Here is a 26473-nt window from a genome sequence, read left to right as displayed (position 1 = left end):
CGGCGGTGCCGCCGCGCACGGTGCCGACGGGGGCCACCAGGTTCTCGTTCATGCGCTTCAGGGCGCCCAGCAGCTGGCCCACTTCGCAGGTGCTGTCGACGTCCACGCGCGACGTCAGGTCGCCGCCGGCGACGGCGGTCGCCACGTCCAGCGCACGGCGCAGCGGCCGCGTGATCGAGGCACTGATCCACCAGGCCAGCGCGCAGGCGAGCGCCAGCATGACGGCGCCCAGCACGATCATCAAGGTGCGCGTGTTCGTGTACATGGCCTGGGCTTCCCGGGCCGTGTCGTTGGCGAGGCCGGCCTGGACCTGGATCTGCTGGCCGATCACGGCCTTGTAGTCCGCCAGCACGGGGCGCAGCTTCGTCTTCAGGTAGGCGCGCGCGCCCGCGTCGTCGCCGCTCTCGATCAGGCGGATCAGGTCGACCTGCCCCTGCGTGTACTTCGCATTGAGTTCGACTTCCTGCGCCAGCAAGGTGCGGGACCTGGGAGCGCGCAGCAGGCCGTCGAGCTGCGCCAGCAGGCTGTCGAGGTCCTTGCGCATGGCGGTGATGCTGGCGACCTGCTTCGCGCGGTCGTCGGCGCTGTCGTCCAGCATCATGTTGCGCAGCGCGATGGCGATGTCGTTCACGTCGCTCAGCATGCGCGACGTCAGTTCCATGCGCGGCAGCCGCTTGTTGACGATCTCGTCGGTGCCGTCATTGACCCGGCCCAGCATGATCGTGCCCTGCCCGACCATGAAGACCAGCGCCACGCACAGGAAGCCGAAGCCCAGCGCGAGGCGCTTGCCAATTTTTAAATTTCGAATGTTCATCGTTCTCTCTTTCCGCACGGATGTCCCGTTTTGCTGGTTTCCCACATCCCAGAAATGTTACGGTACAGAAAGATTTGAGTCGATGTCGAGATGTTAAATCAGGGCAATATATTTAAATGATGAAGTTTGCACGCAACGTTTTGGTGCATTGGATTCAATAAATCTCTTTTGCGGCAGCCCGCACGGCACGCAACAGCAGGTCGGCACCCGGCGACAGCAGATGGTCCTGGTGGCGGATGATGCCGAACGCATCCATCTTGCACGGGATCTCGATGGGCAGGATGCGCATCACGTTCAGCGACGCATAGTATTGCGCCACCTCGATCGGCATCACGTGCAGCGAATCCGTCTGCTGCAGCAGCGCCGTGATCATCAGCATCGCCGTCGTGTCGACCACGTTCGCGGGCGGCACCAGGCCGGCGCGGCGGAACATCATGTCGAAGCGGTAGCGCAGGATACTGCCGTGCGGCGGCACGATCCACGGCAGCGGCGCGATGTCCTGCAAGGTGAGGTTCTTGCGCTCCAGCAGCGGATGGCCGGGGCGCACGACCGCGCAGGCCGGTTCCTCGGTCAGCTCTTCGTAGATCAGGCCGGAGGTGTCGCCGGTGTCGAAGATGCGGCCGATCATGAAGTCCAGCATGCCATGCTGCAGCTTGTCCAGCAGCAGGTTACTGGTTTCCAGCTGCACGCCGATGCGCAGCAGCGGCGCTTCTTCCTTGACGCGGGCGATGGCGCGCGGCAGGAGCGCCATCGCGGGCGTCATGATCACGCCAACCTCGGCCTGGCCCGTGAGGCCGGCCTTCAGCGTGACGATGTCGTCGTGCGCCAGCGCCAGGCTCGTCAGGGCCATGCGCGCGTGGCGGATCATCGTTTCGCCGTAGATCGTCGGCTCCATCCCGCGCGGGAGGCGTTCGAACAGCTTGACGTCCAGCATCTCCTCCAGATCCTTGATCTGCTTGGAGGCGGCCGGCTGCGTCATGTGCAGCTCGTCGGCCGCGCGGTGGATGTTGCGGTAGTCGTCCAGCGCGATCAAGAGTAGCAGTTGACGCGTCTTGAGGCGGGCCTTGAGAAACCAGTTCGGATTGGTCGTGTCCATCAGACAATCATATCATTATCGATATCGGTTCTGCGTAGTTTTACGCAGAACTTTTATCGCTTGCAGGCTGCCGACGGATTGGCGGCAGGACCTTGTACTGTCTGGGGCACGGGCAGGATCTTGCCGTCCGGACCATAGTGCAATTCCTCGACGGCGACCGAGCGGCGGAACTCGCCACCAGTCGGCAGCTTGCCGTTGTGATATGCGATGTAGGACTTGCCGTTGAAATCGAAGATCGCGTGGTGGATCGTGCCGACGTTCTCGTTCTTTTCCATGATCACGCCGCCGAAGGACCACGGCCCCGTAGCCGTCGGGCCCGTCATGTACACGGTCTCTTCCGGCCACTTGCGCGAGTACGACAGGTAGTATTTGCCGGCGTGCTTGTGCAGGTACGACGCTTCGGTGAACGCTTCCAGGCCCACCGTGTGGATCGGGCCGTCCAGCTCGATCATGTTCGGTTTCAGCTTCGCGTACTTCATGACGGTATTGCCCCAGTACAGATAGGCCTGGCCGTCGTCGTCGACGAAGACCCCCGGGTCGATGTCGTCCCAGCTGATCGGCGTTTCGTGCGTCATGTCGTTCGTGACCAGGGCCGTGCCGCGCGCGTCGACGAACGGGCCCGTCGGGCTGTCGGACACGGCCACGCCGATCGCCTTGCCCGGGACAGTCTTGTGCTCGACCGTCACGTACAGGTAGTACTTGCCGTTGCGCTTGGCGACGTCGGTGGCCCAGGCATCCTTGGCCGCCCATTTGAAAATGGAAAACGGCACGCCGGCCGGATGCTCGGTCCAGTTCTGCATGTCGCAGCTGGAGAACACCTTCCACTCGTTCATCAGGTAATCCTTGCCGCCGACGGGGGCTTCGTCGCGGCCCACGTACAGATAGACGCGGCCGTTGTCGACGAGGGCAGCGGGGTCCGCGGTGAAGATCTTGCTGGTGATGGGGTTGGCGGCACCGGCGAGTGCCGTCGTCGCGAGCAGCGTCGCGGCGATCAGTGGCTTGAGCATGTAGTCTCCAGTTTTTATGTTTATTCGGTGGGCAATAAGCCCACGTCGCCCCCGCCGCGGCGGGGGCGCAAGTTCAGCGCCGTGGCAACGTGACTTGTTATTGCTTGGCGCGGCCGCCCATCACCCTCTGCACGACGCAGAAGACGAACAGCAGCGCGCCGATGACGATCTTGGTCCACCACGAGCTGAGCGTGCCGTCGAAGGCGATCAGCGTCTGGATGGCACCCAGCACCAGCACGCCCGACAATGCGCCGGCGATGTAGCCGTAGCCGCCGGTGAGGAGCGTCCCGCCGATGACGACGGCGGCGATGGCATCGAGCTCCGTGCCCTGGCCGTGCAGGCCATAGCCGGACAGCATGTAGAAGGCGAACAGCACGCCGCCCAGCGCCGCGCAGAAGCCCGACAGCGCATACACGAGAACCTTGGTGCGGCCCACGTTCAGGCCCATCATCGCGGCCGATTGCTCGTTGCCGCCGACGGCGTACACGGCACGGCCGAACGCGGTGAAGTGCGCGAGCCAGATGGCGACCAGCAGCACGACCAGCGCGATGATGGCGCCCGGCGACAGGAAGCCGTCGAGGATGGGCACCTGCGTCTGCGACATCGCCGTGAACAGCGGGTCATCGATCGTGATCGACTCGACGCTGATCAGGTAGCACAGGCCGCGCGCCAGGAACATGCCGGCCAGGGTGACGATGAACGGCTGCAGCTTGAACAGGTGGATGATCGCGCCCATCGCGCCGCCGAAGCACGCGCCCAGCAGCAGCACGAGCGCGATGACGGCGGCCGGCGGCCAGTGGGCGTGCTGCAGCAGCCAGGCCGAGATCATCGTCGACAGCGCCAGCACGGAACCGACGGACAGGTCGATGCCGCCCGCCAGGATCACGAAGCCCATGCCCACCGCGATCACGAGCAGGAACGCGTTGTCGATCAGGAGATTGAAGATCACCTGCAGCGACAGGAAGCCCGGATAAACGGACCCGCCGATGCCCATCATCGCGACCAGCAGGATCACGGTGACGAGGGACGTGAACCACGGCGCACTGGTGACGCCGCGGGAACCGGTTGCGACCGCGCTCATGCGGACCTCCGCAGGATGTTCTTGAATTCGCTCGACTGCGAGATGCAGACGACGAAGACGACGATGGATTTGACGACCATGTTCACTTCGGGCGGCACGCCCAGCGAGTAGATCGTGTAGGTCAGGGTCTGGATGATCAGCGCGCCGATCATGCTGCCCACGAGGCTGAATTTGCCGCCGGCCAGCGACGTGCCGCCCAGCGTGACGGCGAGGATCGCGTCCAGCTCCAGCAGCAGGCCCGCGTTGTTCGCGTCCGCGCTCTTGATGTTCGACGTGATCAGCATGCCGGCCAGGCCCGCGCAGGCGCTGCAGAACACGTACACGAAGGTGATCAAGGTGGCCGTGCGCAGGCCCGCGAGACGCGCCGCCACCGGATTGATGCCGACCGCCTGGATGAACAGGCCGAGGGCCGTCTTCTTCACCAGCAGCAGCGTCACCGCGAACACCGCAGCGACGACGAACAGCGAGAACGGCAGGCCGGCGAGATAGCCGCTGCCCAGGAAGAAGAACGGCTCGTAGTACACGGTGACGATCTGGCCGTCCGTCAGCAGCTGCGCGAGGCCGCGGCCCGCCACCATCAGGATCAGCGTGGCGACGATCGGCTGCAGCTTGATGCCGGCGACGAGGACGCCGTTCCACAGGCCGCACAGCAGCGCGACACCCAGCGACGCCGCCAGTGCGAGCGCCATCGGCGTCGTGGGCTCGCTGCCGCCGATCAGCATCGCGGACACGGTGCCGGACAGGGCGACGACGGCGCCCACGGAGATGTCGATGCCGCGCGTGGCGATGACGAGGGTCATGCCGAGCGCCGCCAGCATCAGCGGCGCGGCGCGGTTGAGGATGTCGATGATCGCGCCGTACAGGTGGCCTTCCTTGACCTCGAGGTGGAAGAAGCCGGGCACGAGGAACGCGTCGACGAGCAGCAGCGCGACGAGCGCGCCCAGCGGCCGCACGAGCGGGTGCTGCAGCCAGGCGGTGCGCGATGCCCCTGCCTGCGCGGACGGTTTGACGGTAGCGCCGGTCGTGCTCATGCCGTCTCCCCTGCGATCACGTGCAGCACGGACGTCTCGTCCAGTTCACCGCGCCGGTATTCGCCGCACGCCTTGCGGTCACGCATGACGACCATGCGGTCGGACACGCGCAGCACTTCCGGCAGCTCGGACGAGATGAAGAGAATGGACATGCCCTTGCGGCACAGGTTACTGACGTAATCCATGATTTCCTGCTTGGCGCGCACGTCGATGCCGCGCGTCGGTTCGTCGAGGATCATCAGGCGCGGATCGGTCGCGAGCCAGCGCGCCAGCAAGACCTTCTGCTGGTTGCCGCCGGAGAGCGTGCCGATCGGCGTCTCGATGCTGGCCGTCTTGATGCCCAGCCACTTGACGTAGTCGGTCGCCAGCTGCTGCTGGCGCTTGAATGGAATGGCGCGGAAGATGCCTTGTCGCGCCTGCAGCGCGAGGATCAGGTTTTCGCGCACGGACAGCGCGAGGATCGCGCCTTCGTGCTTGCGGTCTTCCGAGCAGAAGCCGATGCCCTCGCGAATCGCGTCGCGCGGGTTCGAGAAGCTCACCTGCCTGCCGTCGATGTCGAAGCTGCCGGCATCAAGCTTGTCGGCGCCGAACAGCAATCGCGCCGTCTCCGTGCGGCCGGAGCCCAGCAGGCCGGCAAGGCCCAGCAATTCGCCGCGGCGGATTTCCAGGTCGACCGGCGACAGCACGCCCTTGCGCGCGATGCCGCGGGCGCGCAGGAAGACTTCGCCGTGTGCATTGGCTTCACCGGTGGCCGCCGTCTCGGTCGCGTGTTCCGCGTCGGCCGGCGCGCCGATCATCTTGTTGACGAGGGCAAGGCGCGACAGGTCCGCGCACGCGTACTCGCCTTCGCGCTCGCCGTTGCGCATCACGGTGATGCGGTCCGAGATCGCGTACGTCTGGTCGAGGAAGTGCGTGACGAACAGGATCGCCATGCCCTCTTCGCGCAGGCGGCGCAGCACCGAGAACAGCATCTGCACTTCCGCCTCGTCCAGGCTGGACGTGGGTTCGTCGAGGATCAGCACGCGCGATTCCGTGTTCAGCGCACGGGCGATGGCGACCATCTGCTGGATCGCGAGCGGGTAATCGGCGAGCGGCTTGCTGACGTCGACGTGGATCTCGAGGCGCGCGAGCAGCGCCATGGCCTGCGACCGCATCGAGCGCCAGTCGACCATGCCGAAGCGGCGCGGATAGCGGCCGATGAAGATGTTCTCCGCGACCGACAGGTTCGGGCACAGATTGACTTCCTGGTAGACGGTGCTGATGCCGAGGTTCTGCGCATCCTGCGTGGAGCGCGGCTGGATGGCCCGGCCCTCCAGCACGATGCTGCCAGCGTCCGGCTGGTAGACGCCGGTGAGGACCTTGATCAGCGTGGACTTGCCCGCGCCGTTCTGGCCCATCAGCGTGTGGACTTCGCCGGGGAACAGGCGCAGTCCGGCATCGGACAGCGCCTTCACACCCGGGAAGGCTTTATGGATGCCGGTGACTTCCAGCACCGGCTGCTTCGAATCGATCATGCCCCGCCCGATCAGTATTTGCGGTTCGGGAGTTCCTTCGCCGCCACCTCAGCCGGGAACACGCCCTCGTTGACGACGATGCGTTTCGGGACCGGCTTGCCGGCCACGACGTCCTGCGCCGTCTGGATCAGCGTCGGACCGAGCAGCGGATTGCACTCGACCGTCACATTCAGTTTGCCGGCCTTCATGGCTTCGAACGCGCCTTTCACGCCGTCGATCGAGATGATGATGATGTCCTTGCCCGGCTTCAGGCCCGCTTCCTCGATGGCCTGGATGGCGCCGATGGCCATGTCGTCATTGTGCGCGTACAGCACGTTGATCTTCTTGCCTTCCGACTTCAGGAAGGCTTCCATGACTTCCTTGCCCTTGGCGCGGGTGAAGTCGGCGGTCTGCGAGCGGATGACCTTCAGCTTCGGATTCGTGCCGATGACTTCCGCAAAACCGTTCTTGCGGTCGATCGCCGGCGCGGCACCGGTCGTGCCCTGCAGCTCGACGATGTTCAGCGGCTTGTCGCCATTCTTCTTGGCGTAGTCCAGCAGCCAGCGGCCGGCGCGGCGGCCCTCTTCCACGAAGTCGGAACCGATGAAGCTGACGAACAGCGACGGATCGGTGACCTTGACGGCGCGGTCGGTCAGGATCACGGGGATTTTGGCGTTCTTCGCTTCGCGCAGCACGGTCTCCCAGCCGGTTTCCACGACCGGCGAGAACGCGATCACGTCGACGCGCTGGGCGATGAACGAGCGGATGGCCTTGACCTGGTTCTGCTGCTGCTGCTGGGCGTCGGCGAATTTCAGGTTGACGCCGGCCTTCTTGGCGGCGTCCTTGATCGAGGCGGTATTCGCAGTGCGCCATTCGCTTTCGGCGCCGACCTGCGAGAAGCCGATCGTGAGGGGTTTGGCGGCGAAAGCCGGGATGGCGGCGGCGCACGCGATGGCGGCAGCGGCGCCCAGGAGGGTTCTGCGGGTGATGATCATCACTTAGTCTCCGGAATTGTTGTGCACGGATACTATGACAGAACTGACATATCTATCCAATCATTTTTTTGACGGTAGACATATCCATTTCGGCATCAATACAAATGTCGGTTGCATGGCCGGGCCGCCGCGCTATACTTGCCTTTTCATTCACTGACGAGGAGCGCCCCATGAACCAGCCGGATATTGCCCTCCCGTCGGCCGCCTGACCGCCTTTCTTCGCCGATCACCGTCGTCGCTCATCGTCGTTGCGAATGGGCGCGCCAGCCGCGCCGACCTTCCCTGACCAAATCCATCGTTGCCGCCGCATCGTATTGCGTGCGGCAGCGTGCCCGCGCGTCCGCGCGCTTCGCAACAGGAACACAACGACCATGATCGACTTCGATATCGCGGCACTGCGCCGTATCGGACTCACCAACTCCATCGCCGCACGCCTCGCCCCGCACGACCGCGGACTACCCGCGCGCGTGGCGAGCGTGCACCGCACCGCCCTCATCCTGCACGACGGCCAGCGTGAATTCCCCGCCCGCCCGCATCCATCCCTCGACGCGCCGCTTGCCGTCGGCGACTGGGTACTGTTCGACCTTAACGAGCAAAACGAAGCGTGGGTCCACACACTCGTCGACCCGCTGAATCAGCTGGCACGGCGCGACGCCCACGGCACGCGCCAGCGGCTGGCGGCCAACGTCGACACGGCCCTCCTGGTGATGGGCCTCGACGGCGATTTCAATCTGCGCCGGCTGGAGCGCTACCTGATGGTGGCCAGATCCTGTGACGTGGCGCCCGTGATCGTGCTGACGAAGGGCGATCTCGTGCCCGACGCGGACACGAAAGCGGCGCAAGTGGACGCGCGCCTGCCGGCGGCGGTGCCGGTGGTGCGCGTGCATCCGCAGGAAGCCGGCGCCGCAGACGCGCTGGCACCATGGACCGGAGAAGGCCAGACGCTCGTCCTGCTCGGCACGTCCGGCGTGGGCAAGTCGACGCTCACGAACACCCTGACCGGCGCGCAGCAGCAGACGGGCGGCGTGCGCAAGGGCGACGACCGCGGCCGCCACACGACGACGTCACGCTCGCTGCACCTGTGCGCGGGCGGCGCCTGCGTGATCGACACGCCGGGCCTGCGCAGCTGGCAGCCGGACGCCGACGAGGACGACGTCAACGCGGCGTTCGACGACATCGAGACGCTGGCGGCGCACTGCCGTTTCCATGACTGCACGCACGTGGAGGAGCCGGGATGCGCGGTGCGCGGCGTCGTGGATGCGGACCGGCTGCGCAACTACCACAAGCTGTTGCGCGAGGTGCGGCATGCGGCGGCGACGCCGCTGGATCGCATCGCGGAGCGGGCGCGGTGGAAGGTGTTGAACAAGATGGTGAGGGCGCGGGCGCAGGCTAAACGTTAACGTCTGAAACGTCGTCCCCGCGCAGGCGGGGACCCAATTTGCACGCGTTATCGCGACGCGTGCAGAGCTTGGATTCCCGCCTGCGCGGGAATGACGGTTTTTAGCTCAACGTAGTGCTTTTTGAGTCAGCGCATCAATCGCAGCCCGTACAACCCACCCGCCATCGAGCCTTCCTTCGCGACGAACTTGACTTCGAGCTTGCCGTTCGCGCCCTGCACCAGCGCGGGCGGCAGCGCGAAGTCGCGCGTGTAGAACTCCTGGTCCTCGCCGGCCGCCAGTTCCACTTCGGCGATGCGCTGGCCGTCGACGACGATGTCGAACCTGCGGCCCGCGTCCCCGCGCGCGAACGTGAGGCGCAGCGCCTTCGCTTCGTGCTTGGGATCGTTCAACTGGTAGCTGAACCACTTCGTCGCATGGCGCCAGTGGCGGCCGTTGTTCAGGCCCGCGTCGGCACCCTCGCCCTTGAAGCCGTGGTCCGATTCCGGCTGCTGCTCGCCCGGCGCCACCTGGTCGATGGTCTGGGCGTCCAGCGCGAGGCGCTCCGCTTCGTTCGCAGCATTCTCTTCCTTCATGCGGGCGAATTCGGCCGGGGTGCTCTGCTGCCAGTAGATCATGTAGCGCGAGTCGTGCAGGCGAAAGAACGGGATGAATTCCGTCGACGACCCCGCCCCGCCCTGCACGACGCCGGGCGCCGTGAACGTCAGCGGCTTGCCTTTTACCGGCTTGAAGCGCCGGGTGAAATCCTTGCTGTCCGAGACGAAGGTCGGCGCCGCCTCCAGCGGGCACACCTGGCCGGACGGGCTGTGGCCCATGCGCGAATCGTCCGCGAGGAAGTTCAGGTGCTCGGTCGGGAACGGATTCGTCTTCGCGGCCAGCACGATGGGGCCGTACAGCACCGCGTAGTAATTCGACTTGTCCGGCATCTGCTCGAGCCGCATCGTCATCGGCAGGCTCACGTCGACGCGGTCGCCCTTCTTCCACGTGCGCTCGATACTGACGTAGCTGCCCGGCTGCGCATTCACCTTCACGGCCTTGCCGTTCACCTTCACGCCCAGCTTGCCCGGCGCGACCCAGGCCGGATAGCGGATCTTCAGCGCGAACCTGGCATCGCCGTCGACAGTCATGCGCGTGCTGGCCTGGTCGGGGAAGTTGTTCGCCTGCGTGACCTTGACGTTCTTCTCGCGCCAGTCGAGCGTCGACGGGATGAACAGGTTCACGAACAACGCATCGCCCTCATGGGCATAGATGAATTCGCCGTACTTCGCGTGGCTCTCGATGCCGGAGCCCACGCAGCACCACATCGCCTGGTCCACCTGCGAGTACACGCGGTAGTGGTTCGGGCGCATCGGCGTGAAGTAGACGAAGCCGCCCGTGCCAGGACGTTCGGACGCGAGGATGTGGTTGTACAGCGCACGCTCGTAGTAGTCGGCGTACGCTGCCTTGTCCGAGGTCTCGAACAGCATCTCCGTCAGCTTCAGCATGTTGTACGTGTTGCAGGTCTCCGGCCCCTCGACCTCGTTGATCATGGGGCTGAAGTCCTTGTCGTCATGGAAGTGCTCCCTGACGCTGTTGCCGCCGATGGCCACCGTGCGGTGGTCGACGACGGTCTGCCAGAAGAACGCGGCGGCATCCGCCATGTCCTTGCGGCCCGTGAGGTCGCCGATGCGCTTGAAGCCGATGACTTTCGGGATCTGCGTGTTCGCGTGCAGGCCCGTCAGCTTGTCCTCGTGCTTCTCCAGCGGCTGCAGGATGGCCTGGTGCGAGAACCTCAGCGCCAGGTCCATGTAGCGCTGGTCCCCCGTCATCTGGGCGACGTCGGCGAGCACCTCGTTCATGCCGCCGTGTTCGGCCTTCAGCATCTGCTGCATCTGCTCGTCCGTCAGGCGGCTCGTCAGGCGCAGGGCCCAGTCGGCCATGGCGATCAACATCGCCTTCGCATCCTCGTTGCCGGCATAGCGGTACGCGTCGCGCAGGCCCGCGTAGACCTTGTGCAGGTTGTACCACGGAACCCACTTGCCGTTGACGGAGAAGTTGTCCGCATGGAGCTTGCCCGCGGCGACATCGCGCCACGCGGCGCGGCCACCGGGCACGCCGCCGACATAGCCGTCGCCGTTGGCCGTCTGCGCGCGCTTCAGCTCCGCGACGAAGTAGTCGAGGCGCTTCTTGACTTCGGCATCGCCGGTCGACGCATACATCAATGCCAGCGCCGACAGGTAGTGCCCGCCCATGTGGCCGTCCAGTCCCGACGATTCCCAGTTGCCGTAGCTGGGCTGCTTCGGCGTGAGCCCCGCTTCGCGCAGGAATGGCGCCAGCAGGCGGTCCGGCTCCATCGCCATCAGGTAGTTCAGGTCCGTCGCCTGGGCGTCGAGGAAGGGGCTGGGCCCCAGGCGCACGGCCTGCAGCGGGAACAGGTCGGCGGCCTGGGCGCACGTCGCGCCCAGGGTGAACAATAGCGCGGCGATGCGTGTCAGCTTCATTTCAGTTCTTCGCTCACATACTTGTTGAGGTCTTTGGGATCGACCGTGGGCCAACCGTCCTTGTCCCAGCGGATGTCCATCACTTTCAGCTTCTGCTTGTACTTGTCGGCCGTCTCGTAGGCGTGCAGCACGAGGTAGTCCTTGCCGTCGAACGTGTAGGCGCTGTTGTGGCCGAGCCCCTGCCAGTCCTTGTCGCCCTTGACGACGAGCGAGCCGCCGCCTTTCGCCATATCCTTGCCCTGGCGGTCGAGGTACGGTCCCTTCACGTCCTGCGCGCGGCCCACGACGACGTGGTACGTGCTCTTCGGCCCCCGGCAGCACAGGCCCCACGAGACGAACAGGTAGTAATAACCGTTCTTCCTGAAGATGAACGGTCCTTCGATCTCGGCCGGCGCCGCGTCCTCGTCCGGCGTGAACGCGGGACGCTCGCGGCGCGCGATCGTGTGCCATTCCTGCGGTTCGGCGAGCTTCGTCCAGCTGTCGTCCAGCTTCACGAGCTTGATGCCGCCCCAGAACGAGCCGAAGCTCATCCAGCCCTGGCCCTTGTCGTCCTCGACGACGTTCGGGTCGATGGCGTTCCACAGGTCGCGGCCCGGCACCGACTGCACCATCATGCCCTGGTCTTCCCAGCGGTAGTTCGGCGCGCGCGGGTCGAGCGTGGCATTGGTCGTGACGCCGATGCCCGACGTGTTCTTGCCGAAGCCGGACACCGAGTAGTACAGCAGCCAGCGGCCGTTGTGCTGGTGGATGTCCGGCGCCCAGATATGGTCGTTGAACGTGGGCGCGGCGCGCTTCGCCCACGTGGGCTCGCCCGCGAACACGCGGCCTTCCGGCTTCCAGTGCAGCATGTCGGACGACGAATAGAACGTGATCCCGGGGCCCGTGCTGTACAGGTAGTAGGTGCTGCCGTCCCTGGCCATCACGGGGTCGTGCACGCCGACCTGCGACGCCTGCGCCATCCACGCCGCGGCCAGCGCCACCGCGCCGACGCCGAGTACCACTGCTTTACGCATGCCTGCTCCTTTCGATTACGGGCCCGTGCGGATGCCCCACAGCGACACGCCGGTCTTCGACTGCGCCGTGAAGGTCACGGCAAACGCGTTCGCGTTCGGGTTCCACTGGCGCGACAGCACGCCGCTGTACGTGACGCCGTCGATCACGATGGCCACGTTGTTGTTGCCCTTGTGCGTCCACGTGCCGCTCGCGCCGCCCGTCACCGTGCCGGCGGCGTCGAGCCGGATCGCGACGGACGGCTTCACGGTGGCCGAGATGTCCTTGCCGTGGTTGACCATCTTGTATGCGCCCGCGGTGTCCGCGCCGGTGACGGTCGGTGCGATCGGCGTCGCGCTCTTCGCCAGCGGCACGTAGCGCAGCGGCGCCGCCACCGGCCAGCCGTCCTCGTTGATGAACATTTCGTGCACGCGCACTTCGTGATACTCGCCCTGGCCCGGGAAGCGGGTGTGGAAGATCAGGAAGTACTGGTTCGTCGCCGCTTCGTAGCGGGCCGAATTGTGGCCGGGCGACACGTAGCCGAGCGGCGTGCCGGATTCTCCGGCCGCCAGCGCGAACTGGTGGCTGCCCACGAGCTTCTGGCCGAACGGCGCGATGCTCGCGTCGTCGAACAGGGGTTTCGTCGGATCCGACTTCACCTCGGCCATGTCCTTGCCGGAGGCGTCCAGGTACGGGCCGTCCGGGCTCGTCGCACGTGCCACGCGCAGGTTGTAGCCGCCGGCCGCATCCAGTCCGCCGAACGACGTGAACAGGTAGTAGTACTTCGTGGCCGGACTGTACATCACGTATGCGCCTTCGATGCGCGCGTGGTTGCCGCCCATGAGGTGCTTGCCGTAGCCCTGCCCGGCGACGGGCAGGCCGGTGGCCGGGTCCATCGCCATGATGAAGATGCCGCCGGAGTAGGAGCCGTAGATCATCCACGGCTTGCCGGCCGCGTCGCGGAACACGTTCGGGTCGACGACGTTCGGATGCTTCAGCGCGTCGTACACCGTGCCGTCCGGGCTCGCCTCGCCCCACATGCCGGATTTCAGGAACACCTGCTTGTTGACGTACGGGCCATCGACCTTGTCGGCCACGGCCACGCCCAGCGCCGAGCGGGGCGAATCGCCCTTGCACGCGTCGTAGTACATGTAGAACTTGCCGTCGTCCAGCTGGATGACGTCGGGCGCCCACAGGTCCGTCACCTGGGCCCACGCGAACGTATCGGCCAGCGCCGCCGTTACTTTCGTGAACAGCGGGTTGGCGTCGTTGACGCCGTCGGCGATCTTCGTCCAGTTCATCAGGTCCGTCGTCTTCGCGGCCGCGACCGCGGCAGCCAGCGCACGCGGAGTGAATGCGTGCGCCATGCGTCAGCCTTCCACGGCCACCACCAGCACCGACTTGGCCGGCACCTTGATCGTCAGCTTGCCGCCGCTGGCGTTGGCGCTGAACGGCACGGGCTTCACGGCGTCCTTGCGCTCGAAGGTGTTGTGGGCGTCCATCGCATCGGCCGTCAGCAGCTGGCCGCGCACGGCGCCGACGTTCTGGCCGGCGACGTTCAGGACGACGTCGGTGGCGTCATGCGGGTTCGTGTTGACGAGGGCGACGTAGGTCTTGCCGTCCTTGGCCTTCGCGGCCGACGCGCTGATGCCCGGCACGCCCTGGCCGTTCGAGCCGTAGGTCGTGTTGTTCGACAGCGACACCGGCAGCGACGTCGCGCCCTGGAACGGCACGTACATCTTGAAGGCGTAGTACGTCGGCGTCAGCAGCATCTTCTCGTTGTCGGTGATGATCATGGCCTGCAGCACGTTGACCATCTGCGCGATGTTCGTCATGCGTACGCGGTCGGCGTGGGCATGGAAGATGTTGAAGTTGAGCGCGGCCACGACGGCGTCGCGGATCGTATTACGCTGGAACAGGAAGCCCGGGTTGGTGCCCTTCTCGACGTCGTACCAGGTGCCCCACTCGTCCACGTCGAAGCCGATCTTCTTCTCCGGGTCGTTCTTGTCGAGGATCGCGACGTTCTTGCGGATGAAGTCATCCATGCGCAGCGTCTGCGACATCGTCGAGAACCATTCCGATTCCGGGAAGCCGGTGGCGGCGCCCTTCACTTCCCATTTACCGGTCGGCAGCGTGTAGTAGTGGAAGCTGATGCCGTCCGTGCGGCCCTTCAGGTCGCGCGACAGGACGTCGGTCCATGCCGTGTCGTCGCCGGTGCCGCCGCTGGCGATCATCTTCGGACGCAGGTGCTGCGGCGCCTTCAGGAAGGTATTCCATTGGCGGTACAGGTCGGCGTAGTACTCGGGACGCATGTTGCCGCCGCAGCCCCACGACTCGTTGCCGATCGCGAAATAGGCGACCTTGAACGGCGCCGGGTGGCCGTTCTTCGCGCGCAGTTCGGCCAGCGTCGACTTGCCTTCCGACGTCATGTATTCGATCCACTCGGCCGCTTCCTGCGGGGTACCGGTGCCCAGGTTGCCGTTGACGTAGGCGTCCGCGCCCAGCATCTCGACGAGGTCGAAGAATTCATGCGTACCGACCGCATTGTTTTCCGGGACGCCGCCCCAGTTCGTGTTGACCTTCACCGGACGCTTGTTGCGCGGGCCGATGCCTTCGCGCCAGTGGTATTCGTCGGCGAAGCAGCCGCCCGGCCAGCGGACCAGCGGCACGTGCATGTCCTTCAGCGCGCCCACGACGTCGTTGCGCCACCCTTTGGTGTTCGGGATCTTCGAATCCGGGCCAACCCACAGGCCGCCGTAGATGCCGGTGCCGAGGTGCTCGGCGAACTGGCCGTAGACGTCCTTGTCGATCACCGCGCCCGGCTTGGACGCGTCGACGGTGACGTTCACCTGGGCGAACGCGGCGCCGGCGCAGAATGCGGCGGCAAGGCCGAGGGCGAGGACTTTGGGTTGGAATGCCTTCATGTGGTCTCCGTTTGTTTTGGTCGTTAAGGTGATTGCATTAACAGCCGTCATTCCCGCGGAAGCGGGAATCCATAGGACACGTGCCGGAGAGTCCCAGTATGGATTCCCGCGTGCGCGGGAATGACGGTCTTGAAGGTAGCGGCGGGATCGGAAATGCGACGGTATATCCGTCACACCCACCCGGCATCGACGATGAATTCCTGCCCCGTGCACATCTTGCTGTCGTCGGCGGACAGGAACAGCACCATCGCGGCGATATCCTCGGGCATCAGCTTGCCCGGCAGGCATTGCGAGCGGGCGATCTCGGCCTCGCCCGCCTCGTCCAGCCACAGGTCGATCTGGCGCTGGGTCATCACCCAGCCCGGCGTCACGGTGTTGACGCGGATGTTGAATTGTCCGAGGTCGCGCGCGAGGCAGCGCGTCAGGCCGATCACGGATGCCTTCGTGGTCGCATAAATCGGGTAGTTCGGGTTCTTGGCGTGCCACGACATCGAACTGAAGTTGATGACGGAGCCGCCGCCGCGGCGCTTCATGCCTTCCAGCGCCGCCTGCACGGTGAAGAACATCGGACGCTGGTTGATGGCGATGCGCTCGTCCCAGTACTCGACCGACACCTCGCCGATCTGGTGGCGCTGGTCGTTGGCGGCGTTGTTGACGATGACGTCGAAGTCGCCCAGCTTGGCGGCCATCTCGGCCATCACGGCCTGCAGGCTCGGGATGTCGGTGATGTCGCAGTAACGGTAGATCGGCGCCTTGTGGCCCGCCGCAGCGAGTCGCGCCACCAGCGCCTCGCTGGCGTCGCGCATGATGTCGACGAAGCCGACCAGCGCGCCCTGCTCCACCAGCGCGGCGACGATCGCTTCACCGATCCCGCTGCCGCCGCCCGTCACGAATACCCGTTTGCCTTCGAGGCTACCGTACTTGGCTAAAGTACCCATCGTCGTCTCCTAAATCTTATTGTAAGCGGCGCCAGGATACCCCCGGCGCCGCCATCTTTCGTACTTATTCCTTGCCCAGCGCGCCGTCGCGGCGGCGCCAGATGCCGCGCGGGTTCTCGTCGCGCAGCACCGCCGGCAGCAGTGCCTGCGGCAGGTTCTGGTACGCCACGGGGCGCAGGAAGCGGAAGATCGCGCCCGTGCCCACCGAGGTGCTGCGGCCGTCGGCCGTGGCCGGGAACGGACCGCCGTGCACCATCGCATGCGCCACTTCCACGCCGGTGCCGAAGCCGTTGGCCAGGATGCGGCCGACCTTGCGCTCCAGCGTCGGCAGCAGGACCCGCGCCGCCGCGATGTCGCCCTCTTCCAGGTGGATCGCGGCCGTCAGCTGGCCTTCCAGGTGCTCGACGATGGCGCGCATCTGCTCGACGTCCTTGCACACGACCAGCAGCGAGGCCGGGCCGAACACTTCTTCGTGCAGCTCCTTGCGGGCCAGGAAGGCGTCGCCTTCCACGCGGAACAGCGCGGCGTGGCCCTGGTTCTCCTCGTGCTCCAGGCGCAGCAGCGTGGTCACCGCTTCGTTGCTGGCCAACGCGCCCACGCCGCGGCGGAAGCTCGACGCGATACCGGCCGACAGCATCGTGGCGGGCTGCGTGTCGTTCAGCGCGGCCGTCGCCGATGCGCAGAACGTGGACAGGCCCGGACCGTCGATCGCCAGCACGAGGCCAGGGTTGGTGCAGAACTGGCCGACGCCCAGCGTGAGCGACGCGGCGAATTCGCGGCCGATGCGCTCGGCGTGCTGTTCCAGCGCCTGCGGCAGCAGGAACACCGGGTTGATGCTGCTCATCTCGGCGTAGACCGGGATCGGCTGCTGGCGGCCGGCTGCGACGGCCATCAGTGCGGTGCCGCCCGAACGCGAACCGGTGAAGCCGACGGCCTGGATGGCCGGATGCGCGACGAGCGCCTGGCCGATGCCGTTGCCCGTGCCGGTCAGCAGCGCGAACGTGCCGGCCGGCAGGCCGCACAGTTCGACGGCTTTCACGACGGCGCGCGCCACCAGTTCCGACGTGCCCGGGTGGGCCGAGTGGGCCTTCAGCACGACCGGGCAGCCGGCCGCGAAGGCCGATGCCGTGTCGCCGCCGGCGACGGAGAACGCGAGCGGGAAGTTCGATGCGGCAAACACGGCGACGGGACCGACGCCGATCAGGCGGCTGCGCAGGTCGGGACGCGGCGGCGTGCGCTGCGGCAGGGCCGGGTCGATGCGCGGATCCTGCCACGAACCTTCGCGCAGCAGGCTGGCGAACAGTTTCAGCTGGGTGCAGGTGCGGCCACGCTCGCCTTCGATGCGGCCGCGCGGCAGGCCGGTTTCCGCCATCGCGCGCTCGACCAGGGCATCGCCCAGGGCCATGATCTGCTCGGCGACCGTGTCGAGGAACGCGGCACGCTCTTCGTCGGTCGTGTTGCGGAAGATGTCGAACGCCTTGCCGGCCAGGCCGCAGGCCTGGTCGATCTGGGCGATGTCGACCATGTTGAATGCGGGTTCGATATGCGTGCGCGCGCCCGGGTTCCAGGCTTTGAACGAGCCGCCGGCGCCGCGCTGGGCGACGCCGCCGATGAGGGCTTCGCCCGTGATCTGTGCGATGGTCATAAGGTCTTTACTTTCGCGAATTGGGTGGACTGGACGGCGAGCTTGTTGCGCAGCGCAGGGCCGAATTGCGGCGACTCGACTTCGAACGTCTCGCCGGCCTGCACGCTGATATTGTCGGCGAAGCTCAGGGTCGCGGTGCCGAAGAAGTGGATGTGCACGTCGCCCGGGCGGTTGAACAGGCCGTACTTGAAGTGATGGTATTCCAGGTTGCCGATGGTGTGCGACATGTTCTGCTCACCCGACACGAACGCTTTTTCCCAGCGCACGGAACCGTCGGCGGCGCGGATGCGCGACACGCCTTCGACGTGGGCCGGCAGTTCGCCGACCAGCAGCGCCGGGCCGACGCCGCAGTTGCGCAGCTTCGAGTGCGCGAGGTACAGGTAGTTCTGGCGTTCCGTCACGTGGTCCGAGAACTCGTTGCCGATCGCGAAACCGACGCGGTACGGCTGGCCGTCGTCGCCGATCACGTACAGGCCGGCGATCTCCGGCTCTTCGCCGCCGTCCAGAGAGAAGTCCGGCATTTCCATGTCCTGGCCGCTGGCGCGCACGATCGAGCCGTCGCCTTTGTAGAACCATTCCGGCTGCACGCCGGCCTTGCCCGCTTCCGGCTTGCCGCCTTCGACGCCCATGCGGAACATCTTCATGGAGTCCGACAGCGACTCGACGTCGCCGCCGATCTTCTTGTGCATGGCGTCGCGCGCGTCGGCGCTGCCCAGGTGCGTCAGGCCCGTGCCGGTGACGTAGGTGTGCGCGGCGTCCGGGTGGTCGATCGGGGCCAGCACGCGGCCTGCCTGCGCGATCGCTTCATAGGATTCTTTGTCGCCGGTGGCGGATGCGTCGGCCAGCGCGGCGAGCGACTTGCCTTGCGCGATCGCGGCCTTGGCGAGTTCCAGCGTGGTGGCGTAGCCGGTGATGGCGGTGACGGCGTCGCCGTTCAGGATGCCGACGCGGCGGTCGCCGGTGGCGGATTTGTATTGGATGAGCAGCATGGTGGAATCCGTTCGTTCAGAATGAACAGGACGCGGGAACGGCCAAACCGTTCACGCGTCCAACGTCGATCAATCAATGGGAATGCTTGGGCACGGCCGAACCGCGGCAGCCGACGAGGAAGTCGAAGTCGCAGCCCTCGTCCGCCTGCAGCACGTGATCCAGGTACAGGCCCGCGTAACCGGTGCGCGGCGCTTCCTTCTGGTTCTCGGCGCGGTCGGCGAGACGGGTCTTGATCTCGTCTTCCGGCACGTCCAGGTGCAGGCGGCCGGCCTTGCAATCGAGTTCGATGAAGTCGCCGTCCTTGACGATGCCCAGCGGACCGCCGGCCATCGCTTCCGGCGCCACGTGCAGCACGACGGTGCCGTAGGCGGTGCCGCTCATGCGCGCGTCGGAGATGCGGACCATGTCGGTGATGCCCTTCGCCAGCAGCTTCGGCGGCAGCCCCATGTTGCCCACTTCGGCCATGCCCGGGTAACCCTTCGGACCGCAGTTCTTCATCACGAGGATCGAGTTCTCGTCGACGTCCAGGTCCGGATCGACGATGCGCGCCTTGTAGTGATCGAAGTCCTCGAACACGACGGCCTTGCCGCGGTGCTTCATCAGGTGCGGCGAGGCGGCCGACGGTTTCAGCACGGCGCCGCGCGGGGCCAGGTTGCCGCGCAGGATGCAGATGCCGCCGTCGTCGATCAGCGGGTTGTCGATCTTGCGGATCACTTCGTCGTTGTAGATCGGCGCGTCCTGGACGTTTTCCCAGATCGTCTTGCCGTTCACGGTCAGCGCGTCCTTGTGCGGCAGCAGGTTGCTTTCGCCCAGGCGGCGCAGCACGCCCGGCAGGCCGCCGGCGTAATAGAACTCTTCCATCAGGAAGCGGCCGGACGGCTGCAGGTCGACGATGGTCGGGGTGCCCTTGCCGACGGCGGTCCAGTCTTCCAGTTCCAGCGGCACGCCCATGCGGCCGGCGATGGCTTTCAGGTGGATCACGGCGTTGGTCGAGCCGCCGATCGCGGCGTTCGTGCGGATCGCGTTCTCGAAGTTCTCGCGCTTGAGGATCTTCGACAGCTTGAGGTCTTCGTTGACCATCTCGACGATGCGCATGCCCGACATGTGCGCCAGCACGTAGCGGCGCGCGTCGACGGCGGGGATCGCGGCATTGTGCGGCAGCGAGACGCCGAGCGATTCGGCCATGCAGGCCATCGTCGACGCGGTGCCCATCGTGTTGCAGGTGCCGGCCGAGCGCGCATGGCCGGCTTCGGCGGCGAGGAAGTCGTGCATCGAGATCTGGCCGCCCTTGGCCTGCTCGTGCAGTTTCCAGACGGCGGTGCCGGAGCCGATGTCCTGTCCGTTCAGCTTACCGTTCAGCATCGGGCCGCCGGTGACGACGATGGCCGGAATGTCGACGCTCGCGGCGCCCATCAGCAGGGCCGGCGTGGTCTTGTCGCAGCCGACCAGGAGGACGACGCCGTCCATCGGGTTGCCGCGAATGGATTCTTCGACGTCCATGCTGGCCAGGTTACGGGTCAGCATGGCGGTCGGGCGCAGGTTCGACTCGCCGTTCGAGAAGACGGGGAATTCGACCGGGAAGCCGCCCGCCTCCAGGATGCCGCGCTTGACGTGCTCGGCCAGCTTGCGGAAATGGGCGTTGCAGGGCGTGAGTTCGGACCAGGTGTTACAGATGCCGATGATCGGCTTGCCCTGGAATTCATGATCGGGGATACCCTGGTTCTTCATCCAGCTCCGGTACATGAAGCCGTTCTTGTCCTGGGTACCGAACCACGCTGCTGAACGCAGGGTGGGCTTCTTTTTTGTCTCGGACATTCTTCCTCCGTCGTTTTTGTAATCTGAGCGACCCTTGTCGTCGTCCAGCTCAGCGATGAAGGAAGTCTAAAGGCCGCTAAGATAACTTTCCAATCAATTTTTAGCAGCAATCGATATCGTTATCGACATCGCTGTTACCGCTATCGGCTCCGGCCAGCGAATTTAACCTCTGCCAAGCCCTTAATTGTTAGCGATTTTGCAAACACACCGCCCGATTTTGGTGCATCCGCCAGTTGGCCGGCGCGCAGGCCAACTGTTGCGGAAGTGACATACAAGACGTCCAGGTTGCGGCCGCCGAACGCCGGACACGTCGGTTGCGGCGCCGGCAACGTCAATACGCGATCGACGGTACCATCCGGGGCGAAGCGCACGACCTGCCCCGCGCCCCAGCGCGTGCTCCACAGATAGCCGTCCGCATCGATCGTCGAGCCGTCCGGATCGCCCGGGGCCGCGTCGGCCGCCGCGAATTCGCGCAGGTTAGCCACTGCGCCGGTGTCCGGGTCGTAGTCGCAGCAACGGATCTCGCGCGTGCCCGAGTCCGCGTAATACATCGTGCGGCCGTCCGGGCTGAAGCAGATGCTGTTGGCGATGGCGACGCCGCCCAGCGGCAGGCGCTCCAGCGACAGGTCGTGGTTCAGCCGGTAGAAGCCGCCGATCGGCTCCTTCGGGTTCTCGGCCTGGTTGAACACGCCGAAAACGAAGCGGCCCTGGCGGTCGGTGCGGCCGTCATTGAGACGCGTGGTGGGCAGGTCTGCCTCGACGTCGCAGATGCGGTCGAGTTCTCCGCTGGCGAGATCGAAGAACGCCAGGCCGGAGGCGAGGCCCAGCAGCAGGCGGCCGTCGTCGTGCGTCAGCGCCATCGAGCACAGGCGCTCGGGCAGCGGCCAGCGCTGCAACGCGCCCGTCGCGGGGGCGTGCGACCACAGTTCGCTGCCTTCGATATCGGTCCAGAACAGGCGCGCGTCCTTGTCGTCCCAGATGATTCCCTCGCCGAGTACGTTCCGGCCATCCACCACCAGTTCCATCATGTAGCGTCTCTCCTGATTGACTTATTGCGCCACCGAGAAGCGGAAGCGCGATTCCGTTTCATAGACCTCGCCCGGACGCAGGATCGTGTTCGGGTACGTCGGCTGGTTCGGCGAATCCGGGTAGTGTTCCGGCTCGATGCAGAAGCCGCTGCGGAAAATCCAGGGATGGCCCTTGCCGCTCAGCGAGCCGTCGAGGAAGTTACCGCTGTAGAACTGCACGCCCGGTTCCTGCGTGAACAGTTCGAGCACGCGGCCCGTCGTGGGCTCGACCACGTGGACGGCGCGCTTCAGGCTCTTGTCGCCCAGGTGCTTGTTCAGCACCCAGCAATGGTCGTAGCCGGTACCGTGGCGCAGTTGCTTGTCCGGTTGCGTGATGCGCTCGCCGATCGCGCGCGGCTTGCGGAAATCGAACGGCGTGCCCGTCACGGGGGCCAGTTCGCCGAACGGGATCGATTCCGCATCGATGGGCACGAATTTATCCGCGTCGATCGTGATCTCATGGGCGAGGATGTCGCCCTGCCCTGCTCCGGCCAGGTTGAAATAGCTGTGCTGGGTGAGGTTGACGGGCGTCGGCTGGTCGGTCACGGCGTGGAAGCGCACGACGATCTCGTTGTCGTCGGTCAGCACATACGTGGCGATGGCGTCGAGATTGCCGGGATAACCCTGCTCGCCGTCCGGGCTGTGGTAGCGCAGGACGAGGCTGTCGCCTTCGACAGCGGCCGTCCACAACACCTTGTCGTAGCCCGGATCGCCGCCATGCAGGTGGTTGTTGCCGTTGTTGGTCGTCAGCTGGACCTCCTTGCCGTCGAGCGTGAAGCGGCCCTTGCCGATGCGGTTGCCGTAGCGGCCGATCAGCGCGCCGAAATACGGGCTGTCCTTGACATAGGGCTCGAGCGTTTCGAAGCCGAGGGCGACGTCGGCAAAGACGCCGTCGCGGTCCGGGACGTGGATCTCGGTGATGATGCCGCCGAAGTCCAGCACCTTGACGACCATGCCGTTATTGTTCTTGAGCGTGTACTGGTTGACTTGCCGACCGTCGGGCAAGGTCCCGAACGGCGCTTGGGTAATTCCGTTTTGCACGTTGTTGTTTCCTCAGAGGGTAGATGGCCGCCCGAATACCGGCATGCCGTTCTCGTCCCAACGCAGCGGTTTGACGAAGGTATGGCGGTCCGGGTTCCACAACGGATCGCCGACGATTTCCGTATAAGTGCGCGCGTGGTAGACGAGCATGACGGTGTCGCCATCTTCAGCATAGGTAAAGCTATTGTGGCCGGGTCCGTAGATGCCGTGATCGTAGCATGTACGGAACACGGGCTCGCGCGACTTTGTCCATACGGCCGGATCGAGCAGGTCCGCATTCTCGTCGGCCCACAACAGGCCCATCGCGTAATTCTCGTCGGTGGCGCTGGCCGAATACGAAATAAAAATCTTGCCGTTGCGGCGCAGGACGGACGGGCCTTCGTTGACCCAGAAACCGCGGATTTCCCAATCGTGTTCGGGCTTCGACAGCAGCACGGGCTTGCCTTCGATCTGCCACGGCGTCTTCATCTTCGCGATGTACAGGTTCGAATTGCCTTCGATCTCGTTATCCTTCTGCGCCCACAGGTAGTACAACACGCCGTTGTGGTTGAACGTGGTCGCGTCCAGGCAGAACGTGTCGATGCCCGTGTCGACCTGGCCCATGAATTCCCACGTGCCTTCGAGCGGATTCGCGTTGGTATTGCGGATCGCGTACATGCGGTGCTGGAACAGCTTGTACTTGATCTCGCGGCTCGGCGCGGCGGCGAAATAGACGTACCACGCGCCCATGTTGAAGTGCAGCTCGGGCGCCCAGATCAGCTCGCTGTACGGGCCCGTGTCCGGCTTGACCCACGCGTCGACGGTGGGTGCGGCGGCCAGTTCCGCGATCGTCCTTGCGCGGCGCAGTTCGATGCGGTCGTATTGCGGGACCGAGGCGGTGAAGTAGTAATAGCCGTCCGTGTGCTTGTAGATATATGGGTCGGCGCGTTGTTCGATCAGAGGTTTAAGAACGGTTTCCATAGCAATTCTCATCTTTACATTAAAAACCGTCATTCCCGCGAAGGCGGGAATCCATGGAGACTTCGCAGAATCGCCGAGGATGGCTCAATCGCACACTCAGCATGGATCCCCGCTTTCGCGGGGATGACGTTCAAAAAATCAGCCCGCCGCGGCCTGGCTCGCCCGCAAATCTTCCTTGACGGTAGAGTAATACTCATCACTGATGCGGTACTTGAACATCAGCGCCCCCATCAGGAAATGGAAGAAGCCGGGAATCACGGACAGCATCAGGGCGATGCCCTGCAGCGCCAGCGCGCTCTGTTCCTGGTTCGGCTGGTAGTGGAAATAATTCAGCAGCAGGCCCACCATGCCGCCCGCGAGTCCCATGCCGGCCTTCTGCGCGACCGAGATGCCGCCGAACGCGAAGCCCGACACGCGCTTGCCCGTTTTCACTTGGCCATAGTCGATGGTCTCGGCGATCGCGGACCAGAACACCGGTGCGTGCAGGTCGACGACGAGCGACAGCAGGAAGTACAGGAAGAAGGCCAGTGCCGTGTCGCCCGGCTTGACCAGGAAATAAATCATCACCGACAGCACCGCCACCATCAGCTGCGTGTAGCGGAACAGTTTGACCTTGCAATAGAACTTGGTCACCCACGTCGACACGACCATCGCAATGATCGCGGCCGCGACACCCGTCGACAGGAAGGCGGACACGGTCTCCGTGTCGCCGTGCAGATAATACTTGGCGTAATAAATGGCGACGGAGCCGCGGATCACGTAGCCGATGGTGCCCGTCACGCAGACCGCGCACAGGATCAGCCACTGGTCGTTCTGCGCCAGCACCGCGATCTGTTCCAGCAGCGGCTGGCGCTTCGTCTTGTAGACGACGCGTTCGGTCGTCGTGAAGAACGTGAACAGGAACAGCACGACGCCCAGCACCGCCATCAGGGCCATCGCCGCCTGGTAGCCGGCGGCCTGGTTGCCGTTGCCCCAGCGCTGCGCGAGGATCGGCACGACGATCGTGACCATGAACGCGCCGACCTTCGCGAGGAACAGGCGGTAGCCGTTGGCCGACAGGCGCTCCTGCGGGTCGCTCGTCAGGCCGCTGATCAGCGAGATGTACGGCACGCCCACGCCCGACGTCATCAGCGTCATGATGATGTAGGTGGAATAGGCCCACACGAGCTTGGCGTCGTAATTCCAGTCCGGCGTGCTGAACACGGCGTACACGGATAGGCCGTACGGGATCGCGAGGAACAGGAAATACGGCCGGTAGCGGCCCCAGCGGGACAGGAAACTGTCCGTCATCTGGCCGACGATCAGGTCGGAAATCGCGCCCACGATCTTGACGAGCACGAACAGCAGCGCGAGGTCGGTCGTCTTGAGTCCATAGACGTCCGTATAGAAAAAAGTGATGATCAGCATCATCGATGAGATCACCACGTTGAGCGCCATGTCACCGGCGCCAAAGCCCACTTTTTCGAGCGTGGAGAGTTTCTGGGTATGCATACGGACCTCTTTCCAAACGACGAAGGTGCTACCCGGATTCCTTCCGCGCAGCACCCTGATTATTGCCTAGTGATTAGAAACCTGAATCAGTGTTTCCAACGGAGGGCAAAGCCGACGACACGGTCATGACGGCGCACGGCAGCCGCGCGGGTAGCGGGCGCCGATCGGCCCGATGCGATGGGTTCCATACGTCTCCTATGACTTTGTAAGTATTGTTATGTTTCTGAAAGCTGGGGAAGCCTTCTGAACTGGCATGCTTATCGGTAATGTTAGGCGCAACATCGAGAACGATCCAATCAATTTTTCGGCAACTTCAATATCGTTTTTCGTATGGGTAAGCCGCATTAAAAGGAAGTGAGAACGATTCACGTGGCACAATGCGAGGCATCCGAACTTTTTGCAATTTCATGCAGGCGACCTTTTCCACGTTCCGCGACCTCATCCTGGACACCGATCCGGACCTCGCAGGCACGCCCGCGCAGATCCCGGCCGGCTTCCTGCTGGCGCGCACGGGCAACATCAGCGCGCACTACATCCCGTTCGATTACGTGAACCACGGGGCCCGGCTCGTCCTCGTCGGCATCTCGCCCGGCTTCGTGCAATGGAAGAACGCCGTGCGCGAGGCGCGGCGCCTGCTGGCGCAAGGTGCCGCAGAGGATGAGATTCTGCGCGCGGCCAAGTACACCGGCGCGTTTTCCGGCGCGATCCGGCCGAACCTCGTCGCCCTGCTCGACCACGTGGGCCTGCAGCGCTGGCTCGGCATCGCCAGTTGCGCGTCGCTGTTCGGCGCGCACGCGCACCTGATGCACGTGACGGCCGTGCTGCGCCATCCCGTCTTCGTTAATGACAAGAATTACAACGGCGCGGCGCCGAACATGCTGACGACGCCGCTGCTGCAGGCCCAGCTCCTCGACTATTTCGCGGCCGAAGCGGCGTCGCTGCCCGATGCGGTGTACGTACCGCTGGGCCCGAAAGTCGGCCTCGCGCTCGACTGGCTGGCGGCGCGCGGCGTGCTGGATGCGGACCGGATCCTGCACGGCATCCCGCACCCGTCCGGCGCCAACGCCGAGCGCATCGCCTACTTCCTCGGCCGCAAGGACAAGGCCGCCCTGTCGCGCCAGACGAACGGCGCGCAGATCGATGCGGACCGGCTGGCGCTGCGGGCGAAAATGGCGGCGCTGGGCGTGGATTGAACCGGCTGCGTCCGCCAGGCAACTC

General features: G+C 65.1%; 21 protein-coding genes. 2 read left to right on the top strand and 19 right to left on the bottom strand.

All coding sequences use genetic code 11. The annotated features are described in order from the left end of the window. The 7 genes from ACEN88_RS02340 to ACEN88_RS02310 form a co-directional block, all read right to left on the bottom strand. Positions 1 to 814, bottom strand: an 814-nt coding sequence (locus ACEN88_RS02340) for an MCP four helix bundle domain-containing protein (RefSeq protein ID WP_413337211.1), incomplete at its 3' end; no start/stop codon positions are given. A 154-nt stretch (positions 815 to 968) separates the two neighbouring features. Continuing rightward, on the bottom strand, positions 969 to 1910 hold the full coding sequence (locus tag ACEN88_RS02335) for a LysR family transcriptional regulator (protein ID WP_413337210.1): 942 nt from the start codon (positions 1908 to 1910) through the stop codon (positions 969 to 971). 53 nt (positions 1911 to 1963) lie between these two features. Further along, on the bottom strand, positions 1964 to 2917 hold the full coding sequence (locus tag ACEN88_RS02330; RefSeq protein ID WP_413337209.1) for a glycoside hydrolase family 43 protein: 954 nt from the start codon (positions 2915 to 2917) through the stop codon (positions 1964 to 1966). A 97-nt stretch (positions 2918 to 3014) separates the two neighbouring features. Beyond that, entirely contained in the window at positions 3015 to 3998 is a 984-nt protein-coding gene (gene yjfF, locus ACEN88_RS02325; protein WP_413337208.1) for a galactofuranose ABC transporter, permease protein YjfF, read from the bottom strand. Beyond that, positions 3995 to 5029: an ABC transporter permease gene (locus tag ACEN88_RS02320; protein ID WP_413337207.1), complete on the bottom strand. Its 1035-nt coding sequence runs from the start codon at positions 5027 to 5029 to the stop codon at positions 3995 to 3997. Before ACEN88_RS02320 ends, yjfF begins: the two co-directional genes overlap by 4 nt. Continuing rightward, the gene (locus ACEN88_RS02315; RefSeq protein WP_413337206.1) at positions 5026 to 6543 is read right to left on the bottom strand and encodes a sugar ABC transporter ATP-binding protein; all 1518 of its coding nucleotides are present in this window, start codon (positions 6541 to 6543) and stop codon (positions 5026 to 5028) included. Before ACEN88_RS02315 ends, ACEN88_RS02320 begins: the two co-directional genes overlap by 4 nt. An 11-nt stretch (positions 6544 to 6554) precedes the next feature. Next, positions 6555 to 7517 (bottom strand): ABC transporter substrate-binding protein, encoded by a 963-nt coding sequence (locus ACEN88_RS02310; protein WP_413337205.1) that lies wholly within the window; start codon positions 7515 to 7517, stop codon positions 6555 to 6557. 371 nt (positions 7518 to 7888) lie between these two features. Here ACEN88_RS02310 and rsgA point away from each other — a divergent pair, with 371 nt between their 5' ends. Further along, entirely contained in the window at positions 7889 to 8917 is a 1029-nt protein-coding gene (gene rsgA, locus ACEN88_RS02305; protein WP_413337204.1) for a ribosome small subunit-dependent GTPase A, read from the top strand. Between the two features lie 125 nt (positions 8918 to 9042). On the opposite strand, the gene ACEN88_RS02300 is transcribed toward rsgA, so the two are convergent. The 12 genes from ACEN88_RS02300 to ACEN88_RS02245 all read right to left on the bottom strand — a co-directional run bounded on the left by ACEN88_RS02300 (position 9043) and on the right by ACEN88_RS02245 (position 25255). Next, a complete protein-coding gene (locus ACEN88_RS02300; RefSeq protein WP_413337203.1) occupies positions 9043 to 11394 on the bottom strand; it encodes a beta-L-arabinofuranosidase domain-containing protein in 2352 nt (783 codons plus the stop codon). Next, positions 11391 to 12407 carry an arabinan endo-1,5-alpha-L-arabinosidase gene (locus ACEN88_RS02295; protein WP_413337202.1) on the bottom strand — a complete coding sequence of 339 codons (1017 nt, stop codon included), beginning with the start codon at positions 12405 to 12407 and terminating at the stop codon, positions 11391 to 11393. Before ACEN88_RS02295 ends, ACEN88_RS02300 begins: the two co-directional genes overlap by 4 nt. 15 nt (positions 12408 to 12422) lie before the next feature. Continuing rightward, complete coding sequence (locus ACEN88_RS02290) at positions 12423 to 13751, bottom strand: glycoside hydrolase family 43 protein (RefSeq protein WP_413337201.1); 1329 nt, start codon at positions 13749 to 13751, stop codon at positions 12423 to 12425. A 3-nt stretch (positions 13752 to 13754) separates the two neighbouring features. Next, positions 13755 to 15308 carry an alpha-N-arabinofuranosidase gene (locus ACEN88_RS02285; RefSeq protein ID WP_413337200.1) on the bottom strand — a complete coding sequence of 518 codons (1554 nt, stop codon included), beginning with the start codon at positions 15306 to 15308 and terminating at the stop codon, positions 13755 to 13757. Positions 15309 to 15478: 170 nt separating this feature from the next. Next, positions 15479 to 16246, bottom strand: a complete 768-nt coding sequence (locus tag ACEN88_RS02280) for an SDR family NAD(P)-dependent oxidoreductase (protein ID WP_413337199.1) — start codon at positions 16244 to 16246, stop codon at positions 15479 to 15481. Between the two features lie 64 nt (positions 16247 to 16310). Next, entirely contained in the window at positions 16311 to 17891 is a 1581-nt protein-coding gene (locus ACEN88_RS02275) for an aldehyde dehydrogenase (NADP(+)) (RefSeq protein ID WP_413337198.1), read from the bottom strand. Then, positions 17888 to 18880 carry an AraD1 family protein gene (gene araD1, locus ACEN88_RS02270; protein WP_413337197.1) on the bottom strand — a complete coding sequence of 331 codons (993 nt, stop codon included), beginning with the start codon at positions 18878 to 18880 and terminating at the stop codon, positions 17888 to 17890. The genes ACEN88_RS02275 and araD1 overlap by 4 nt, the downstream gene beginning before the upstream one ends. A gap of 73 nt (positions 18881 to 18953) precedes the next feature. Then, positions 18954 to 20696 carry an IlvD/Edd family dehydratase gene (locus ACEN88_RS02265; RefSeq protein ID WP_371765825.1) on the bottom strand — a complete coding sequence of 581 codons (1743 nt, stop codon included), beginning with the start codon at positions 20694 to 20696 and terminating at the stop codon, positions 18954 to 18956. Between the two features lie 140 nt (positions 20697 to 20836). Then, positions 20837 to 21724 (bottom strand): SMP-30/gluconolactonase/LRE family protein, encoded by an 888-nt coding sequence (locus ACEN88_RS02260; RefSeq protein WP_413337196.1) that lies wholly within the window; start codon positions 21722 to 21724, stop codon positions 20837 to 20839. A gap of 21 nt (positions 21725 to 21745) precedes the next feature. Further along, a complete protein-coding gene (locus ACEN88_RS02255; protein ID WP_413337195.1) occupies positions 21746 to 22804 on the bottom strand; it encodes an aldose epimerase family protein in 1059 nt (352 codons plus the stop codon). A 12-nt stretch (positions 22805 to 22816) separates the two neighbouring features. Further along, complete coding sequence (locus tag ACEN88_RS02250; protein WP_413337194.1) at positions 22817 to 23764, bottom strand: glycoside hydrolase family 43 protein; 948 nt, start codon at positions 23762 to 23764, stop codon at positions 22817 to 22819. A 138-nt stretch (positions 23765 to 23902) separates the two neighbouring features. After that, positions 23903 to 25255: an MFS transporter gene (locus ACEN88_RS02245; protein WP_413337193.1), complete on the bottom strand. Its 1353-nt coding sequence runs from the start codon at positions 25253 to 25255 to the stop codon at positions 23903 to 23905. A 407-nt stretch (positions 25256 to 25662) separates the two neighbouring features. Between ACEN88_RS02245 and ACEN88_RS02240 the strand changes: the two genes are divergently transcribed. Then, positions 25663 to 26448, top strand: a complete 786-nt coding sequence (locus ACEN88_RS02240) for a hypothetical protein (RefSeq protein WP_413337192.1) — start codon at positions 25663 to 25665, stop codon at positions 26446 to 26448. Positions 26449 to 26473: the final 25 nt, after the last annotated feature.

The sequence above is a fragment of the Massilia sp. CT11-108 genome (assembly GCF_047302915.1).
GTDB classification, from domain to species: Bacteria; Pseudomonadota; Gammaproteobacteria; order Burkholderiales; family Burkholderiaceae_D; genus Telluria; species Telluria orientalis.
The sequence above is the reverse complement of the archived record's forward strand: the minus strand, read 5'-3'. Positions and strand labels throughout refer to the sequence as shown.

Bases quoted from the DNA above. Each gene is read 5' to 3' on its own strand.
- ACEN88_RS02315 (WP_413337206.1), bottom strand. From the start codon at position 6,543: ATGATCGATTCGAAGCAGCCGGTGCTGGAAGTCACCGGCATCCATAAA.
- ACEN88_RS02285 (WP_413337200.1), bottom strand. From the start codon at position 15,308: ATGAAGGCATTCCAACCCAAAGTCCTCGCCCTCGGCCTTGCCGCCGCA.
- ACEN88_RS02290 (WP_413337201.1), bottom strand. From the start codon at position 13,751: ATGGCGCACGCATTCACTCCGCGTGCGCTGGCTGCCGCGGTCGCGGCC.
- ACEN88_RS02295 (WP_413337202.1), bottom strand. From the start codon at position 12,407: ATGCGTAAAGCAGTGGTACTCGGCGTCGGCGCGGTGGCGCTGGCCGCG.
- ACEN88_RS02280 (WP_413337199.1), bottom strand. From the start codon at position 16,246: ATGGGTACTTTAGCCAAGTACGGTAGCCTCGAAGGCAAACGGGTATTC.
- ACEN88_RS02245 (WP_413337193.1), bottom strand. From the start codon at position 25,255: ATGCATACCCAGAAACTCTCCACGCTCGAAAAAGTGGGCTTTGGCGCC.
- rsgA (WP_413337204.1), top strand. From the start codon at position 7,889: ATGATCGACTTCGATATCGCGGCACTGCGCCGTATCGGACTCACCAAC.
- ACEN88_RS02310 (WP_413337205.1), bottom strand. From the start codon at position 7,517: ATGATCATCACCCGCAGAACCCTCCTGGGCGCCGCTGCCGCCATCGCG.
- ACEN88_RS02240 (WP_413337192.1), top strand. From the start codon at position 25,663: ATGCAGGCGACCTTTTCCACGTTCCGCGACCTCATCCTGGACACCGAT.
- ACEN88_RS02275 (WP_413337198.1), bottom strand. From the start codon at position 17,891: ATGACCATCGCACAGATCACGGGCGAAGCCCTCATCGGCGGCGTCGCC.
- ACEN88_RS02265 (WP_371765825.1), bottom strand. From the start codon at position 20,696: ATGTCCGAGACAAAAAAGAAGCCCACCCTGCGTTCAGCAGCGTGGTTC.
- ACEN88_RS02320 (WP_413337207.1), bottom strand. From the start codon at position 5,029: ATGAGCACGACCGGCGCTACCGTCAAACCGTCCGCGCAGGCAGGGGCA.
- ACEN88_RS02335 (WP_413337210.1), bottom strand. From the start codon at position 1,910: ATGGACACGACCAATCCGAACTGGTTTCTCAAGGCCCGCCTCAAGACG.
- ACEN88_RS02300 (WP_413337203.1), bottom strand. From the start codon at position 11,394: ATGAAGCTGACACGCATCGCCGCGCTATTGTTCACCCTGGGCGCGACG.
- araD1 (WP_413337197.1), bottom strand. From the start codon at position 18,880: ATGCTGCTCATCCAATACAAATCCGCCACCGGCGACCGCCGCGTCGGC.
- ACEN88_RS02250 (WP_413337194.1), bottom strand. From the start codon at position 23,764: ATGGAAACCGTTCTTAAACCTCTGATCGAACAACGCGCCGACCCATAT.
- ACEN88_RS02330 (WP_413337209.1), bottom strand. From the start codon at position 2,917: ATGCTCAAGCCACTGATCGCCGCGACGCTGCTCGCGACGACGGCACTC.
- yjfF (WP_413337208.1), bottom strand. From the start codon at position 3,998: ATGAGCGCGGTCGCAACCGGTTCCCGCGGCGTCACCAGTGCGCCGTGG.
- ACEN88_RS02260 (WP_413337196.1), bottom strand. From the start codon at position 21,724: ATGATGGAACTGGTGGTGGATGGCCGGAACGTACTCGGCGAGGGAATC.